The organism is Streptomyces sp. NPDC059718 (assembly GCF_042733315.1).
Lineage (GTDB): Bacteria > Actinomycetota > Actinomycetes > Streptomycetales > Streptomycetaceae > Actinacidiphila.
This window is the reverse complement of sequence record NZ_JBHWGA010000038.1, coordinates 21,625-38,161: the sequence shown is the minus strand read 5'-3', so window position 1 is coordinate 38,161 and position 16,537 is coordinate 21,625. Positions and strand designations below refer to the sequence as shown.

The following is a 16,537-nucleotide window of genomic DNA, read 5'->3' as shown; positions in this document are numbered from 1 at the left end:
CGCTCCCCATAAGCGCTTGGACCCATTGACCCGAGCTCAACGGCTCCAACTATCGGTCACGTTGGGCCTACGAACCACACACTTACGATCTCGTTTTGGTCACAACCGGTCCAAAACAATCCCGCAATTCGGACATTTAGATTGTAGACAGACACCGACGAAACGGACTTGTAACACAAGTACCGGTGAACTCCGTCCGGTATCCGGACGTCGCCGGACTGAAATCCGGTTGCCCTCAAAGCGCGTAGATTCCACGCGAATGTACGTGCCTGACGGGCCGACAGGGAACGAGCTGTCGCGCCCACGCCACTGGCGCAACCGCGACACATCGCCGCCCCGGGAACCGAACCGCGCACAGCGGGCCGCGCCCCGGTGAGTTCGGTCACAACCGGCCCCGGAAGGGCCCCTCGATGTGACCGCCCTCACGGAAAACGGCGCTCCACGCACACCGGGATCGACGTGGATGTCCCGTGATGTCGTATCCGGGCCGCTCCCGTCCGGGAGCGGCCGCGAAGCGGCCCGGCGCCCCCGTGGACCGGGGACGGCCGGGCCGGTGTCCGCGCACCGCCGAGGATGCGGTCCGCGCAGCCGGCGCGGACCGCAGGGGCCTCAGCGCTTGGCGCGGGAGGCGGTGCGGCCGCGCTCCTTCTGGTCCAGGACGACCTTGCGGATGCGGACCGTCTCCGGGGTCACCTCGACGCACTCGTCGTCGCGGCAGAACTCCAGCGACTGCTCCAGGGAGAGCTTGCGCGGCGGGACGATCGCCTCGAACGAGTCGGCCGACGAGGACCGCATGTTCGTGAGCTTCTTCTCCTTGGTGATGTTGACGTCCATGTCGTCGGCGCGGGAGTTCTCGCCGACGATCATGCCCTCGTACACCTCGGTGCCCGGGTCGGTGAAGAGCACACCGCGCTCCTGGAGGTTCGTCATCGCGAAGGCGGTGACGGCACCGGCACGGTCGGCGACCAGGGAGCCGTTGTTACGGGTCACCAGGGGGCCGAACCACGGCTCGTGGCCCTCGTGGATGGAGTGGGCGATGCCCGTGCCGCGGGTGCCGGTCAGGAACTCGGTACGGAAGCCGATCAGACCGCGGGAGGGCACGACGAACTCCATGCGGACCCAGCCGGAGCCGTGGTTGGACATGTTGTCCATCCGGCCCTTGCGGGTGCCCATGAGCTGCGTCACGGCGCCCATGTGCTCCTCGGGCACGTCGATGGTGATGCGCTCGACCGGCTCGTGGAGCTTGCCGTCGACCTCGCGGGTGACCACCTGCGGCTTGCCGACGGTCAGCTCGAAGCCCTCCCGGCGCATGGTCTCGACGAGGATGGCCAGCGCCAGCTCACCGCGGCCCTGCACCTCCCAGGTGTCGGGGCGCTCGGTCGGCAGCACGCGGAGGCTGACGTTACCGATCAGCTCCCGCTCCAGGCGGTCCTTGACCAGGCGGGCGGTGACCTTGCGGTCCTTGACCGCCGACTTGTCGGCACCCTTGCCGCCGGGACCACGGCCGACCAGCGGCGAGGTGTTGGCGCCGATGGTCATGGAGATCGCCGGCTCGTCCACCGTGATCAGCGGCAGCGCGATCGGGTTCTCCGGGTCCGCCAGCGTCTCGCCGATGGTGATGTCGGCGATGCCGGCGACGGCGCAGATGTCGCCCGGGCCGGCCTTCTCGGCGGGCTTGCGGGTGAGCGCCTCGGTCATCATCAGCTCGGTGATGCGGACGTTGGCGATCGAGCCGTCGCGCTTGATCCACGCGACCGTCTGGCCCTTCTTGAGCTCGCCCTGCTCGACGCGGAGCAGTGCGATACGGCCCAGGAAGTTGTCGGCGTCCAGGTTGGTGACGTGCGCCTGCAGCGGGGCGGCCTCGTCGTACACCGGGGCCGGGACGTGCTCCAGCAGCGTGGAGAAGAACGGCTCCAGGCTGTCGCTGTCGGCCGGGACCGTGCCGTTCTCCGGCTTGGTCAGCGAGGCCACGCCGTCCCGCGCGCAGGCGTAGACAATCGGGAACTCGATCTGGTCCTCGTCCGCGTCCAGGTCCAGGAACAGGTCGTACGTCTCGTTGACGACCTCGTCGATCCGGGAGTCCGGGCGGTCGGTCTTGTTGATGCAGAGGATGACCGGCAGCTTCGCGGACAGCGCCTTGCGCAGCACGAAGCGGGTCTGCGGCAGCGGGCCCTCGGAGGCGTCCACCAGCAGCACGACCGCGTCGACCATCGACAGGCCGCGCTCGACCTCACCGCCGAAGTCGGCGTGGCCGGGGGTGTCGATGATGTTGATCGTGATGGGTTCGCCGCCACCCTTGGGGTGGTACTTCACGGCCGTGTTCTTCGCGAGAATGGTGATGCCCTTCTCGCGCTCCAGGTCGTTGGAGTCCATCATCCGGTCGTCCAGATGCTGGTGCGCGGCGAAGGCTCCGGCCTGCTTGAGCATGGCGTCCACCAGCGTCGTCTTGCCGTGGTCGACGTGGGCGACGATGGCGACATTACGAATGTCGTTACGCGTGGGCATACTGGGGCGCTTCTCCCGGGTAGGTAGGTGGGGCGGCGTGCCCTCGTCGGCACACCTAGCCCGCCGGGCGAGTCAAGCCACGGCCTCACCCCATGGTACGGGGCCCGGGCGGCAAGGGCCGCCCGGGCATGATCGTCCCGGGTCGGTCAGGGCCGGGCCGCCTCCCCGATCCGCAGGGCGGGGGAGGACGGCACGGGGCGCGCCGGAAGTACGGGCCCGGCCACCGTGACGGACGTCACGGAGGTCGACGGCCGCGCCGGCGGGTTCCGCGGCGGGCCGCCGCCCTTCTCCTGCGCCTCCGGCGTCCGGTCCCTCGCGTCCCGCGTGTGCGCGGTGCACGCGGCCGGGGCCGCGACGACCGGCGTCACGGCCCCGGCCCTGATCCGGCGCTCCCCCTACTTCCTGAAGCCGATGTCCTGGAAGCGCGGCGTCGCGAAGCCGAAGGCACCCGCGTTGAGGACGTCCTTGCGCAGGGCGACCAGCTCGGGGCGCTGGTAGAGGGGGATGGAACCGGCGGCCGCCCAGATGCGGGCGTCGGCGCGGGCGGCGAAGTCCCGGGCCTCGGCCGCGTCGAGCTCGCCGGCGGCCTGGTCGAAGAGCTGGTCGATGAGGTCGGTGCCAACCCGGGGGTAGTTCTGCTCGACCACCAGGGAGCCGTCCGGCGCGGGCTCGGGCTTGGCGAAGATCGGGCGGGTGTCGGTCGCCGGGAAGGCCGTGCCGGGCCAGCCGTACAGGGCGAGGTCGAAGTCGCCGGCCGCGATGTGGTCGCGGAAGAAGCTGTCGTCGGAGACCCGCTGCAGCTCGGTGCGCACGCCGATGCCGGAGAGCATCGTGGCGATGCGCTCGCCGACCGTGTTCAAGGTCGCCGAGGACTTGGGCAGGACGAAGCGCAGCGTCAGCGCCTTGCCGTTCTTGCGCAGCACCGTCTTGGCCGGTTCGACGACGCTGACCTCCACCTTGTGCGCGGGCGCCGCCTGGTTGCGCTCCGCCGCCCCGGCACCGCCGCCGCCCGCCCCGGCCCCGGGGTCCAGGGCGGTGCGCTGCCAGCCCGCGGCGGCGAGCAGGGCGCGGGCGGCCTTCGTGTCGGACGTGCCCAGGGCCGAGCTGTGGTCGGCGTACCCGGCCTGCGTGAGCAGCAGCAGGTGGTTGCCGAGCGGTTCGTCGGGCAGGCCGAGGGGCCCCAGCACCGCCTTGGCGATGGCCCGGCGGTCCACCGCGCGGGCCACGGCGTGCCGCACCTGCTCGTCGGCGAGCGGCCCGGTGGAACCGTTGAGGGCGAGCTGCGTGTAGGAGGCGGCGCGCGTCCGGTAGACGGCCACGTGCTTGCCGGTCACGTCGCGGTCGACCTCGGCCACGTCCAGCGCGCCGGAGGCCAGGTCGGCGGCCCTCTGGTGGGCGGGCGTGGCGGCGAGGACCAGCTGGGACAGCTTGGCGCGGTCGCCCCACCACTTGGTGTTGCGGACCAGCGTGACGGACTTCCCGCTCGCGCTGCGGACGGCGAAGGGCCCGCCGGCCACCGGCAGCTCGCGGCGCGCGCCCTCGTTGAAGGCCTTGGCGGTGCCGGTGACGGCCTTGGGGTAGAGCGGGGTGAACAGCGACTGCCAGTCCGCGTACCGCTTCTCGAAGGTGACCTTCACCTCGTGCGCGTCCTTGCCGGCCGTGACGGAGGAGATCCGGTCGTACCCGGCGTTGCGCGCGGTCCAGTAGGCGTCCTCGGTGCCGCGCAGCGCCTTCCACTGGGCGGCGAAGTCGGCGGCGCCGATCGGGCGGCCGTCGCTCCAGACCGCCTTGGGGTTGAGCCGGTACGACACGACCTGCTGCGGCTCGCTCCGCACCACCTTGGCCGACCGCAGCAGATCGGTGTCCAGGTACGGGCGGCCCTGCCCGTCCAGCCGGAAGGCGGCGGGCAGCACGGCCGCGGCGACCAGGGAGGTGGCGTCGTTCGCCCCGGACTGGAACGCGTTCAGGGTGCCGGGCGCCGCGTCCACGGCCCAGCGCAGGGTGCCTCCGTCGCGCACCCCGTCCCGGGGCGCCGAGGCGAGGTCGGTCCCTGCGAGGGGGTCGTCCTTGCCGGCCGAGCACCCGGCGGAGGCGGCGACCGCGGCGGCGAGTGCCACGGCGGTCGCGGAGCGGATCAAGGTGGCGCTGCGGGCCATGCGTGCGTACCTCCGCGAGGGGGCCATGATCACAGGACGTCTATTTGCCGCTTATCGCACCTACTGAAAGCCATTCCGCGACCGCGGACGCCGTCGACACGTCGCGCGCCCCCGCCCTCCCACCCGCCCGGCGCAACGCCTCCGCGGGCCCCCGCCCCGTGCGCCGGACACCACCCCCGCACGGGTGCGCGGCCTTCGGGGGAATCACGCGCCACGGCGCGTTCGCACCGGGCGCGCGCCACCCGTAGGTGGGACAATCCCTGCAGATCTCTTCCCAAGCGCGACTGTGACGCGCGACACTCGCTTGGCGTTAGCGTCGTGCACCCGCAACGTGGCGGAGGTGAGGACAGCCATGTCCCTGCAGGACGAACTTGCATCGGTACAACGCCGGCTGGATGAACTGGGCCGGGCCGTGTCCAAGCTGGAGCAGCACGTCGGCGACAGCCTGGACATGAGGCGTGTCCGTGCCGACACCAAGCACCTCAGCGACGACCTCGCGCTGCTGCGCGACAGCGTCGGCACCACCCCGGCCGGGCAGAAGGCGCGGCAGGAGATGGTGACGATCCCGGATACGCCGTACGACCCCAGTCTCTGGTCCGGCGCGGAAGACGAAGGGCTGGGGGCGCCGGACCGCCGAGCGCCCTAGGAGTAGTCCTTGGCCACCGACACACAACCACCCGCTCCGCCGACTCCACCCGCTCCACCCGCGCGCCACGGCGTCCTTTCCGCCGGGCGCGCGGCCATTCCGGCACGACATCTGCGCACCGACCGCTGGTGGCTGCAGCCGCTGCTCACCGCGCTCGGCCTGGGCGCCTTCGTCGTCTACTCGACGTGGCGGGCCTTCGCGAACGCGCACTACTACGCCGAGCCGTACGTCTCGCCGTTCTACTCGCCCTGCCTGGGCTCGAACTGCGTGGACATGCCGCTCGGCGCGCGCTGGCCGCTGTTCGGCGACTGGTGGGGGCTGTCCCCCGCCCTGCTGGTGCTGATCTTCCCGCTGGGCTTCCGGCTGACCTGCTACTACTACCGCAAGGCGTACTACCGAGGCTTCTGGGCCTCGCCACCCGCCTGCGCGGTGGCCGAGCCGCACGAGAAGTACACCGGTGAGACGCGGTTCCCGCTGATCCTGCAGAACATCCACCGGTACTTCTTCTACTTCGCCATCCCGGTCGCCGGGATCCTGAGCTACGACGTCGTGCTCGCCTTCCGGGACGAGCACGGGGCGTGGGGCCACATGGGCCTCGGCACCCTGGTGCTGCTGGTGAACATCGCCCTGATCTGGGCGTACACCTTCTCGTGCCACTCCTGCCGGCACATCGTCGGCGGCCGGCTGCGGCACTTCTCCCGGCATCCGGTGCGCTACCGCATGTGGACCTGGGTGGGGAAGCTCAACTCCCGCCACATGCTGCTGGCCTGGCTGTCGCTGGTGAGCGTGGCGCTCGCCGATCTCTATGTCTACCTGGTCGCCAGTGGGGCGTTCGACGATCCGAGGTTCTTCTGATGGCACAAGTCGAACGGCACGCGTACGACGTCGTCGTGGTCGGCGCGGGCGGGGCGGGGCTGCGCGCCGCCATCGAGGCGCGCGAGCAGGGCATGCGCACCGCCGTGATCTGCAAGTCGCTCTTCGGCAAGGCGCACACGGTGATGGCCGAGGGCGGCATCGCCGCGAGCATGGCCAACGTCAATCCGCACGACAACTGGCAGGTCCACTTCCGCGACACCATGCGCGGCGGGAAGTTCCTCAACCAGTGGCGGATGGCGGAGCTGCACGCCCGCGAGGCGCCGGACCGGGTGTGGGAGCTGGAGACCTGGGGCGCGCTCTTCGACCGCACGAAGGACGGGAAGATCTCCCAGCGCAACTTCGGCGGTCACGAGTACCCGCGCCTGGCACACGTCGGCGACCGTACGGGCCTGGAGCTGATCCGCACCCTCCAGCAGAAGATCGTCTCGCTGCAGCAGGAGGACCACCGGGAGCACGGTGACTACGAGGCCCGGCTGAAGGTCTTCCAGGAGTGCACGGTCACCCGGGTGCTCAAGGACGGCGACCGCGTATCCGGGATCTTCGGCTACGTCCGCGAGTCGGGGCGCTTCTTCGTCGTCGAGGCGCCGGCCGTGGTGCTGGCGACCGGCGGCATCGGCAAGTCCTTCAAGGTGACGTCCAACTCCTGGGAGTACACCGGCGACGGGCACGCGCTGGCGCTGCTGGCCGGGGCACCGCTGATCAACATGGAGTTCGTGCAGTTCCACCCGACGGGGATGGTCTGGCCGCCGTCGGTGAAGGGCATCCTCGTCACCGAGTCGGTGCGCGGCGACGGCGGGGTGCTGCGGAACTCCGAGGGCAAGCGGTTCATGTTCGACTACGTCCCGGACGTCTTCAAGGAGAAGTACGCGCAGAGCGAGGACGAGGGCGACCGCTGGTACGAGGACCCGGACAACAACCGCCGGCCCCCGGAGCTGCTCCCCCGCGACGAGGTGGCCCGCGCGATCAACTCCGAGGTCAAGGCCGGCCGCGGCACCCCGCACGGCGGGGTGTTCCTGGATGTCTCCACGCGGCTGCCCGCCGAGGTCATCCGGCGCAAACTGCCCTCGATGCACCACCAGTTCAAGGAACTGGCGGACGTCGACATCACCGCCGAGGCCATGGAGGTCGGCCCCACCTGCCACTACGTGATGGGCGGCGTGGACGTCGACCCGGACTCGGCGGCGGCGACCGGCGTGCCCGGGCTGTTCGCGGCCGGCGAGGTGGCCGGCGGCATGCACGGCTCCAACCGGCTGGGCGGCAACTCGCTCTCGGACCTGCTGGTCTTCGGGCGCCGGGCGGGCCTGCACGCGGCGGAGTACGCGGCCGGGACCGGCGGCACACGTCCGGCCGTCGCGCAGTGGCAGGTCGACGCCGCCGCGGCGGAGGCGCTGCGGCCGTTCAGCGCGGAGGCCGGGGCCGTGCCGGACGGGGTCCCGGAGAACCCGTACACGCTCCACCAGGAACTGCAGCAGACCATGAACGACCTGGTCGGCATCATCCGCCGGCAGGGCGAGATGGAGGAGGCGCTGACCCGGCTGGACGCGCTGCGCGTACGGGCCCGGCGGGCCGGCGTCGAGGGGCACCGGCAGTTCAACCCGGGCTGGCACCTCGCCATCGACCTGCGGAACATGCTGCTGGTGAGCGAGTGCGTGGCCCGGGCGGCGCTGGAGCGCACCGAGTCCCGGGGCGGCCACACCCGCGACGACCACCCGGAGATGGACCGCCGCTGGCGCAAGCTCAACCTGGTCTGCGAACTGGCCGAACCGGCGGACGCGTTCGGCGAGGTGTCGGTCACACGGCGCGAGATGGACCCGATCCGGCCCGACCTGCTCGCGCTCTTCGAGAAGGACGAGTTGCTGAAGTACCTGACGGACGAGGAGCTGGACCGGTGAGCACGTACACGGGGCACTTCAGGGTCTGGCGTGGCGACGCGGACGGCGGCGGGCTGCAGGACTACCGGGTCGAGGTCCACGACGGCGAGGTGGTCCTCGACATCATCCACCGGCTGCAGGCGACCCAGGCGGGCGACCTGGCGGTGCGGTGGAACTGCAAGGCCGGCAAGTGCGGCTCGTGCAGCGCGGAGGTCAACGGCAGGCCGCGGCTGATGTGCATGACCCGCATGTCGGTGTTCGGCCGGGACGAGACCATCACGGTCACGCCGATGCGGGCCTTCCCCGTGGTGCGGGACCTGGTGACGGACGTGTCCTTCAACTACGAGAAGGCGCGGGAGGTGCCGTCCTTCGTCCCGCCCGAGGGCGTGGCGCCGGGCGAGTACCGGATGCTCCAGGAGGACGTGGAGCGTTCGCAGGAGTTCCGCAAGTGCATCGAGTGCTTCCTGTGCCAGGACACCTGCCACGTGGTCCGTGACCACGAGGAGAACAAGAAGGCGTTCGCCGGTCCGCGCTTCCTGATGCGGGTGGCGGAGCTGGACATGCACCCGCTGGACGCGGCGGAGGAGCAGGGCCTGGACCGCAAGCGGTCGGCGCAGGACGAGCACGGGCTCGGGTACTGCAACATCACCAAGTGCTGCACCGAGGTCTGCCCCGAGCACATCAAGATCACCGACAATGCGCTCATCCCCCTCAAGGAGCGCGCGGTGGACCGCAAGTACGACCCGCTGGTCTGGCTCGGCAACAGGATCCGGCGCAGGAGCTGACCGGTCCGGTACTCCCCCGCTGTGGAGGCGCTGCTCAGAAGAGGCTGAGCAGCGCCTCTATCGTGTCCTCGCCGGTGCTGCCCTCGCCGTCCGAGGGCAGGTCCAGCTCGAACCAGACGGTCTTGCCGCGGTGGGTGCGCCGGGAGCCCCAGCGGGTGCTGAGCAGGGAGACCAGCTGCAGTCCGCGGCCGCCCTCGTCGGTGGCCCGGGCGCGTCGGCGGCGCGGCTGGGCGAGGGCGTCGTCCCAGACCTCGCAGACCAGGGTGCGGTCGCGCAGCAGGCGCAGCCGGATGTCGCCCTGGCCGTGCCGCAGGGCGTTGGTGACCAGTTCGCTGACGAGCAGTTCGGTGGTGTCGACCAGCGCGGCCAGGCCCCAGGCGACCAGGCAGTCGCGGGCGAGCTCGCGGGCGCGGGCCACGGAGCGGGGGTTGGGCTCCAGCGTCCAGTCGCCCACGGAGTCCTCGGGCAGGCCGTGGACGCGCGCCATGAGCAGGGCGATGTCGTCCTCGCCGTGGGCGGTGTCGAGCCGGGCGAGTATGTGGTCGCAGACGTCCTCCAGCGGGCGCTGGGGTTCGTCGAGCGCGGCACGGAAGGCGCGCAGGCCCTCGTCGAGCGGGTGGTTGCGGGACTCGACGAGACCGTCGGTGTAGAGGGCCAGGAGGGCGCCGTCCGGCAGGTCGACCTCGACCTCCTCGAAGGGCTCGCCGCCGACGCCCAGCGGCATGCCGGTGGGCACCTCCAGCATCATGGCCTGCTCGCCGGGTTCGACCAGGACCGGCGGCAGGTGGCCGGCGTTGGCGATGGTGACCCGCCGGGTGATGGCGTCGTAGACGGCGTAGACGCAGGTGGCGAGGTAGACCTCGGACAGGTCGGAGCCGTCGGCCTCCTTGCCGCGCCGGTTGCTGCGGCCGTCGCCGCTGCCTCCGAGGCCGCGGGCGACCTCGTCGAGGGCGGAGAGCACGTCGGCGGGCTCGATGTCCAGGAGCGCCAGGGTGCGTACGGCGGTGCGCAGCTCGCCCATGGCGACGGCGGCGCGCAGTCCGCGGCCCATGACGTCGCCCACGACGAGCGCGGTGCGGTGGCCGGGGAGCTCGATGACGTCGAACCAGTCGCCGCCGACCTCGGTCTCCATGTTGCCGGGCAGGTAGCGGCAGGCGATGTCGAGTCCGGCGGCCTCGGGGTTGCCGGGCGGGAGGAGGCTGCGCTGCAGGATGAGGGCGCGTTCGTGCTCGCGCCGGTAGAGCCGGGCGTTGTCGATGAAGACCGCGGCGCGGGCGGCGAGTTCCTCGGCGAGCATCCGGTCGCGCTCGGAGAACGGTTCGCTGCCCTTGGCACGGGCGAACTGGACCAGGCCCAGGACGGTGTCGCGGGCGACGACGGGCACGGCGAGGGTGGACTGCACCAGGCCTCCGCCGAGTTCGCCGAGCTCCACCTCCGGATCGCCGCCGTCGGCGCCTATGACCTGGGTCTGTGCGGTGCGCAGGGCGCCCGCCCAGGGGGAGTTGAAGGGGTAGCGGTGGACGGCGCCCACGGAGACGGGGCCGCCCGTGTGGCCGCCGTCCAGGGGGGCGACGGGGGCGTCGGAGACGGCGCTGGCGAAGGCGACCCGGCGGACCTCGCCGCTGCCGTCGGCGGTGCCGACCGGGCCCTCCTCGCCGACCAGGAGCGCCTGGTAGAGGTCGACGGAGGCCAGGTCGCAGAAATGCGGCACGGCGACGTCGAGCAGTTCGCGGGCGGTGGTCTCCAGGTCCAGGGAGCTGCCGATGCGCCGGCTGGCCTCGTTGAGCAGGGCCAGGTTGCGCCGGGTGTGCGCGGCCTCCCGCTCGGCGCGCTGGCGTCCCGTGACGTCCTGGGCGAGGCCGGCGACGCCGATGGGACGGCCGCTGCCGCTGTGCAGCCGGTACAGCGAGATCGCCCAGCGCCTGCGGTTGTTGGCGCCGGACCCCGAGGAGACGGTGCCGACGATCGTCATGTCCAGCACCGGGTCGCCGCTGTCGAGCACCTGCTTGAGCGCGGCGGTGAGCCGGTCGGCCTCGACGCGGGAGAGGAAGTCGTGCGGGGTGCGGCCCCGGTGGTCGCCTGGGCTGCGGCCGAAGACGGTGGCGAAGCGCTGGTTGACGCGGAGCAGCTTGAGGTTGGTGTCGAAGAGGATGAAGCCCATCGGCGACTGGCCGAACACCGCCTGCGAGGAGGCGAGATCGGTCTCGATCTGACGCAGGACGCGGACGTCCACGGCGATGCAGAGCGCCCCGCGCCCGCCGGTCTCGCTCCGCGAGGGCATGACGTAGACCTCGGCCAGGCCCTCCTGGCCGGCCTTGTCGCGGTACGGCACGGTGCCGATCCACTCGCGCCCGTCGAGGATCTCCGCGATACGCTCGTGCGCCCGGGTACGCCGGTCCTCGGGGACGAAGGCGGTGATCGGGTCCTGGCCCAGCGCCTCGGCGGCGGATACGCCGAAGAACTCCTCGGCGCGCTCGCTCCACTGCTCGATCCGCCCGTCGGGGCCGAGGGAGAACGAGGCCACCCGGATGTAGTCGTAGAGGGAGCCGGGCGGACTGGACTGCCAGGCGCTCTGTGTCACGGCCTCAGGGTTCCGGGGCCCAACAACCCCCGACGGCTCATCGTTCACGCCCGACCCCTCCAGCTCACACATACGGACCGGCTGGTGCCGAGTATTCAGCATTACCCCCGTTCCGCACATGCACTTGTCGATCACAGCATCATCTCGAGGCGTACGAATTCCGCCGACGCCCCACTTCAACTACCCTGCTCCGGCCCGCCGAACCGTGCGTGACCGGTCATCCGCGCGGGCCGCCCGCGGCGGTCGCCGGGGCGGGGAGGGCGAGCTCGAACCAGACCGTCTTTCCCAGCGGCCCGTGCCGCGTGCCCCAGCGACGGGAGGTGTGGGCGACCAGTTGCAGCCCGCGGCCGCCCTCGTCCTCCTCGCCCGCGGCGCGCCGGCGGGGCGGGTCGGGCAGCGGGTCGGAGACCTCGACCAGCAGCGAGGTGCCACGCACCATGCGCACGCCGATGGGCCCGCGGGCGTACCGCAGGGAGTTGGTGACGAGTTCGCTGACGAGCAGCACGGTGACGTCGGTGAGGTCGCGCAGCCCCCAGTCCCCGAGGGTCTCCCGCACCTGCCGCCGGGCACGGCGGACGGCGCTCGGCTCGGCCGCGAACGTCCAGTGGGCGGTGCTGCCCTCCGGGAGGCCGCCGAGGCGGGCCATGAGCAGGGCCACGTCGTCTGGTTCGCGGCCGTGGGCGAGGGTGGCCAGCAGGTCGTCGCAGGCCTCCTCCAGGGAGCGCAGCGGACGGCGGGCGAGCACCGACCGCAGCCGGTCCATGCCGATCCCGATGTCCTCGCCGCGCGCCTCGACCAGGCCGTCGGTGTAGAGCACGAGGACGGAGGAGTCGGGCACGTCGAGCTCGACCGACTCGAAGTCCACGCCGCCGACGCCCAGCGGCACCCCGGCCGGGGAGTCCAGCAGCCGGGCCCGGCCGCCCCCGTGGGCGCCGGGCTCCACAAGGACCGGCGGCGGGTGCCCGGCGCGGGCCACGACCAGCCGCCGGGTGGAGGGGTCGTAGACGGCGTAGACGCAGGTCGCGGTCCAGCCCTCGGCGGTGCCCGCGGCCAGGTCGTCGCCGAGGTCGTCGACGCGGCGCAGCAGTTCCTCCGGCGCCATCTCCAGGGCGGCCAGGGTCCGTACGGCGGTGCGCAGCCGGCCCATCGTGGCGGCGGCGCGCAGCCCGTGGCCGATGACGTCCCCGACGACGAGGGCGACCCGGCCGCCGGCGAGCGGGATGACGTCGAACCAGTCGCCGCCCGCCGCCGCCCCGGTGCTGCCGGGGACGTAGCGGAAGGCGAGGTCGACGCCGGGCGGCTCGGGCACGCTCCGCGGCAGCAGGCTGCGCTGCAGCATCAGGGCGCCCTCGCGTTCGCGGATGTAGAGGCGGGCGTTGTCCAGGGCGGCGGCGGAGCGGTCGCACAGTTCCATGGCGAGGGCGACGTCGTCGGCGTCGAAGGGCTCGCGCCCGCCGGCGCGGCTGACGACCAGCAGCCCGAGGACGATGCCGCGGGCCCGCAGCGGGGCGACCATCAGCGAGTGGATGCCGAGGTCCAGGGCGGCCTGCACCTTGGGGTCGCCCGGGAAGGTGGTGACGGTGTCGCGCAGTTCGTCCGCACTGCCCACCAGGGCGGGCCGTGCGCTGTGCAGCACGGACCCGAAGACGGACGCCCGGTCGACCTGGATGACCTTGCCGATGCCGATCATCAGGTCGACCAGGGGGCCCTCCTTGGCCGCCCCGATGCCGAGCTGGCGCATCTCGGTGCGCTCCCCGTACGGGGCGCCGGGCAGTTCCCCGCCGTCCGGCACCGCCGCGTGCAGGATCACCCCGCTGTAGTCGCTGAACCGCGGCACGACGGTCCTGGCCAGTTCCTCGGCGATCCGCCGTACGTCCAGCAGGTCCGCCAGGCGTGAGCCGACGTCGTTGAGCAGCGCCAGCCGGCGCCGGGCCCGCTCGATCTTCTCGGCGCTCTGCTGGCGCTCCGTCACGTCCATCACGGTGCAGCTGATGCCCAGCACCCGGCCCGCCCGGTCCTCCAGCCGGTGGTACGACACCGAGCGCCACCCCCCGGCCGGGCCCGGCACGACGACGTCGATGACCGCGCGCCCGGTGGCCAGCACGTGCCGCTGGAGGGTGGCGAGCTCGTCGGCGGCCTCGGCGGCCACGATCTCCTCGACGCGGTGGCCGAGGGTGTCCTCGGCGGGGACGCCGTTCATCCGCGCCAGGGCCTCGTTGACACGGACGTAGCGCAGCTCGGTGTCGAAGATCGCGACGCCGAGGGGCGAGGAGCCGAAGAGCGAGTCCAGTGCCGCCAGGTCGTGCTCCATGCCGCGGATCCGGCTGGTCTCGGCGATCGACACCAGGACGAAGGGCCGGCCGTCGCCGTCCACGAGGAGCGAGGCGCGCGCCTCGACCTGCACCTGGTGGCCGTCGCGGTGCCGGACGGAGAGGATGCCCTCCCAGCGGCCGGTGCGCAGCAGCTCGGCGAGGATGCGTTCGGCGGGGCCGGGGCGGGGCACAGAGGCCGTCCGGCGGGCGGCGGGCGGTGTCCTCCACGGCCGGCCGTCCTCGCCGGGGCCGATCAGGGCGGAGACCCGGCGGCCCACGATGTGCTCGCCCGCCCAGCCGAGCATCTCCTCCGCGAGGGGGCTCCAGAGCAGGACGCGGCCGGAGGTGTCGAGCATGACCACGGCCAGCCGCAGTGTGTCCAGGAGCGTCCCGGAGGCGGTGGGCCCGCCCGGCACCGGTCCCGCGGGTCCGGGATGGAGACCGGCGTGGGCACGCCCGTGCCCGGCCGGGGACTCGGGGTGTCCCGGGTCCTCGCCCTTGGCTGTGCCGTCCTCGCTCCCGCTCACGTGTGGGGACCCCAGACCAATGCAGGGCCACCGGCTCAGGGCCGGCCGACCGTCGGCGGATCAATCCCCCCATACCCGATATTCCGCGCCGCATATCCGTCCTGGCGCGCCGTGGGCGGTCCCGGGGGAGCGGGGGCGGTCAGCCCGGGGTGGGCCCCCGGACGGCCCGGGCCGCCGCCCAGGCGGCCGCGGGACGGTCCTGGTCGAGCCAGTCGACCTCGTCGAGACGGTCGGGGGTGAGCCAGCGCAGCTCGTCGTGGTCCTCCAGCGGCCGGGGCTCCCCGGACAGGATGCGGGCCGTCCACACCTGCAGGACGTAGCCGGGCCCCAGTGGCCATTCGCCGGGGACCCGCTCCAGCGCCTCGGCCTCCACGCCCAGTTCCTCGCGGAGCTCACGGGTCAGCGCCTGCGGCGCCGTCTCCCCGGGTTCGAGCTTGCCGCCGGGCAGCTCCCACCGCCCCGCCAGCTCCGGGGGCGCACTGCGCCGCGCCGCGAGCAGCCTGCCCCGGTCGAGCACGGCCGCGCCGACCACCACCGTCACGTCCTGCGTCGTCATGGGCGGCACCCTATCCGTGGCGGCCCGTGGCGGCTGTCCGTGGCGGACGGCTACGACGCGCGCCGGTCGATCCGCTCGATGAGGTAGAGCTGCTTGTGGCCGCGCGCGTCCAGGGCGTCGGCGACGCGTTCGGCCTCCTGCCGGGTGGCGTAGCGGCCGACCCGGTAACGGTTGCCGTTGTCGTCCTGACGTATGACGACCCAGACCAGCTCGCTCATCGGATGTCCTCCAGGTGCGCCACGTTGGCCCGGTCGTCGTCCTCGCCGCTCGGGACGCCGGCGAACCAGGCGTCGAGGATCTCCTTGAGCAGGGGCTCGCTGGTCAGACGCAGGCTCAGGGCGAGTGCGTTGGCGTCGTTCCACTTGCGGGCGCCGTCCGCGGAGTAGGCGTCGACGCACAGGGCGGCACGGACGCCGGACACCTTGTTGGCGGCGATGGCGGCCCCCGTGCCCGTCCAGCAGCACACGACGGCCTGGTCCGCGCGGCCCTCCGCGAGGTCCCGGGCGGCGCTCTCCGCGCTCCACGCCCAGTCCTTGCGGTCGCCGGCGCGCAGGGCGCCGTAGGCGATCACGGTGTGGCCGCGGCGGCGCAGTTCGTCGACGACCAGCCGCGCAACCGGCTCGTCCATGTCCGAGGAAACGGCGATGCGCATATGCCGGAGCCTACGCCCGAACGTGACGCGCCGGACACGTTCGGGCAGTATTCGACTCGATCGGGCCATGTTCGATTGGGAGTTGACTCAGAAGGGGCTCTTGTCCGCGCCTCCCGCGCATCGGCGCGCGCCCCGGCGCCGCCCTCCACGCCCCGCGCACCGCCGGCGCCCCGCGCCCACGCGGCCCACCAGCGGACTTGCGGACACCGGCGCGGAAGCGGCGCCGCCCGCCGGGTGCCCCGGACTCAGCCGACGTGGCCCGCCGGCGGCCGCCCGGCGCCCGGGCGGCGTCACTTCACCGGCATCCGGTACGAGACCCGGTAGCGGTCGGCCGGGATGACGATGTCCGCGGTCTCGACGGGGAGCCCGGAGGCGTAGTACGTCCGGTGGATCTCGATGACCACGTGGCCGGGCACCCCGCCCAGCACCGCGGTCTCCTCGGCGAGTCCCGGCCGGGCGCCGACGTCCTCGGCCACGTTGTCGACCACGACGTCGAGCGCGGTCATGCGCTCCACCACGCCCTGGCCGGCCAACGGGCCCTCCTCCGGCAGCAGGACGGGCGAACGGCCGGTCACCGACAGCGGCTCCCAGGACGTGGCCATCATCATCGGCTCGCCCTCCGTCCGGTAGAGGTAGCGCGTGCGCATCACGCGGTCGCCCGGTTTGATGCCGAGCCGTTCGGCGACGCGCGCGTTCGCCGCCTCCTGGAAGCTGTTCGACTCCCAGGTGCCCTTGAAGCCCTCGTCGGCCTGCTCCTGACGGAACGGCGTCGCCTGGCCGCTGCCCGGCCGGTAGCCGGTGCGCACGACCAGCCGCGGGTCGGGGCGTTCGCGCACGTACGTGCCCGAGCCGGACCGGCCCTCGACGAAGCCCTCGGCCATCAGCACCTTGCGGGCCTCCAGGGCGACGGTGTCGGACACCCCGTACTCCGCCCTGATGCGGGCCTGCGAGGGCAGGCGGGTGTGCGGAGGGAGGCTGCCGTCGAGGATCTTGCGGCGGAGATCCTCGGCGACGCGCAGGTACGCGGGCTGCTCACCGAAAGGCACGTGCCCCTCCCTCGGGTTGACTGT

At 72.6% G+C, this 16,537-nt stretch carries 12 protein-coding genes; 4 read left to right on the top strand and 8 right to left on the bottom strand.

From position 1 onward, the window contains the following. Positions 1 to 609: 609 nt before the first annotated feature. Positions 610 to 2,505: a translational GTPase TypA gene (typA, locus tag ACFV3E_RS33440; RefSeq protein ID WP_500366658.1), complete on the bottom strand. Its 1,896-nt coding sequence runs from the start codon at positions 2,503 to 2,505 to the stop codon at positions 610 to 612. A 395-nt stretch (positions 2,506 to 2,900) separates the two neighbouring features. Further along, positions 2,901 to 4,661, bottom strand: coding sequence for an ABC transporter family substrate-binding protein (locus ACFV3E_RS33435; protein WP_500538193.1), 1,761 nt, complete (start codon positions 4,659 to 4,661; stop codon positions 2,901 to 2,903). A 352-nt stretch (positions 4,662 to 5,013) separates the two neighbouring features. Between ACFV3E_RS33435 and ACFV3E_RS33430 the strand changes: the two genes are divergently transcribed. From ACFV3E_RS33430 to ACFV3E_RS33415, 4 genes are read left to right on the top strand one after another with little or no spacing between them, the layout of a single operon-like run. Beyond that, entirely contained in the window at positions 5,014 to 5,307 is a 294-nt protein-coding gene (locus ACFV3E_RS33430) for an Rv0250c family protein (RefSeq protein WP_499513748.1), read from the top strand. Between the two features lie 9 nt (positions 5,308 to 5,316). After that, positions 5,317 to 6,162 carry a succinate dehydrogenase subunit SdhC gene (gene sdhC, locus ACFV3E_RS33425; RefSeq protein WP_500335003.1) on the top strand — a complete coding sequence of 282 codons (846 nt, stop codon included), beginning with the start codon at positions 5,317 to 5,319 and terminating at the stop codon, positions 6,160 to 6,162. Then, positions 6,162 to 8,075 carry a fumarate reductase/succinate dehydrogenase flavoprotein subunit gene (locus tag ACFV3E_RS33420; RefSeq protein WP_500538191.1) on the top strand — a complete coding sequence of 638 codons (1,914 nt, stop codon included), beginning with the start codon at positions 6,162 to 6,164 and terminating at the stop codon, positions 8,073 to 8,075. Before sdhC ends, ACFV3E_RS33420 begins: the two co-directional genes overlap by 1 nt. Beyond that, positions 8,072 to 8,839 (top strand): succinate dehydrogenase/fumarate reductase iron-sulfur subunit, encoded by a 768-nt coding sequence (locus ACFV3E_RS33415; RefSeq protein WP_500538189.1) that lies wholly within the window; start codon positions 8,072 to 8,074, stop codon positions 8,837 to 8,839. The genes ACFV3E_RS33420 and ACFV3E_RS33415 overlap by 4 nt, the downstream gene beginning before the upstream one ends. A 34-nt stretch (positions 8,840 to 8,873) precedes the next feature. Here the strand turns inward: ACFV3E_RS33415 and ACFV3E_RS33410 are convergent, their stop codons facing one another. The 6 genes from ACFV3E_RS33410 to ACFV3E_RS33385 all read right to left on the bottom strand — a co-directional run bounded on the left by ACFV3E_RS33410 (position 8,874) and on the right by ACFV3E_RS33385 (position 16,513). Next, positions 8,874 to 11,492, bottom strand: a complete 2,619-nt coding sequence (locus ACFV3E_RS33410; RefSeq protein WP_500538187.1) for a SpoIIE family protein phosphatase — start codon at positions 11,490 to 11,492, stop codon at positions 8,874 to 8,876. A gap of 145 nt (positions 11,493 to 11,637) precedes the next feature. Beyond that, positions 11,638 to 14,259: a SpoIIE family protein phosphatase gene (locus ACFV3E_RS33405; RefSeq protein ID WP_500538185.1), complete on the bottom strand. Its 2,622-nt coding sequence runs from the start codon at positions 14,257 to 14,259 to the stop codon at positions 11,638 to 11,640. Between the two features lie 139 nt (positions 14,260 to 14,398). After that, a complete protein-coding gene (locus ACFV3E_RS33400; RefSeq protein WP_500538183.1) occupies positions 14,399 to 14,815 on the bottom strand; it encodes a (deoxy)nucleoside triphosphate pyrophosphohydrolase in 417 nt (138 codons plus the stop codon). A 50-nt stretch (positions 14,816 to 14,865) separates the two neighbouring features. Continuing rightward, a complete protein-coding gene (locus tag ACFV3E_RS33395; RefSeq protein ID WP_500366673.1) occupies positions 14,866 to 15,033 on the bottom strand; it encodes an SPOR domain-containing protein in 168 nt (55 codons plus the stop codon). Next, entirely contained in the window at positions 15,030 to 15,467 is a 438-nt protein-coding gene (locus ACFV3E_RS33390; RefSeq protein WP_500328035.1) for an RpiB/LacA/LacB family sugar-phosphate isomerase, read from the bottom strand. Before ACFV3E_RS33390 ends, ACFV3E_RS33395 begins: the two co-directional genes overlap by 4 nt. Before the next feature lie 290 nt (positions 15,468 to 15,757). Continuing rightward, positions 15,758 to 16,513 (bottom strand): GntR family transcriptional regulator, encoded by a 756-nt coding sequence (locus ACFV3E_RS33385; RefSeq protein ID WP_500538181.1) that lies wholly within the window; start codon positions 16,511 to 16,513, stop codon positions 15,758 to 15,760. Positions 16,514 to 16,537 lie beyond the last annotated feature (24 nt).

Bases quoted from the DNA above. Each gene is read 5' to 3' on its own strand.
- typA (WP_500366658.1), bottom strand. From the start codon at position 2,505: ATGCCCACGCGTAACGACATTCGTAATGTCGCCATCGTCGCCCACGTC.
- ACFV3E_RS33435 (WP_500538193.1), bottom strand. From the start codon at position 4,661: ATGGCCCGCAGCGCCACCTTGATCCGCTCCGCGACCGCCGTGGCACTC.
- ACFV3E_RS33430 (WP_499513748.1), top strand. From the start codon at position 5,014: ATGTCCCTGCAGGACGAACTTGCATCGGTACAACGCCGGCTGGATGAA.
- ACFV3E_RS33420 (WP_500538191.1), top strand. From the start codon at position 6,162: ATGGCACAAGTCGAACGGCACGCGTACGACGTCGTCGTGGTCGGCGCG.
- ACFV3E_RS33410 (WP_500538187.1), bottom strand. From the start codon at position 11,492: ATGTGTGAGCTGGAGGGGTCGGGCGTGAACGATGAGCCGTCGGGGGTT.
- ACFV3E_RS33400 (WP_500538183.1), bottom strand. From the start codon at position 14,815: ATGACGACGCAGGACGTGACGGTGGTGGTCGGCGCGGCCGTGCTCGAC.
- ACFV3E_RS33395 (WP_500366673.1), bottom strand. From the start codon at position 15,033: ATGAGCGAGCTGGTCTGGGTCGTCATACGTCAGGACGACAACGGCAAC.
- ACFV3E_RS33390 (WP_500328035.1), bottom strand. From the start codon at position 15,467: ATGCGCATCGCCGTTTCCTCGGACATGGACGAGCCGGTTGCGCGGCTG.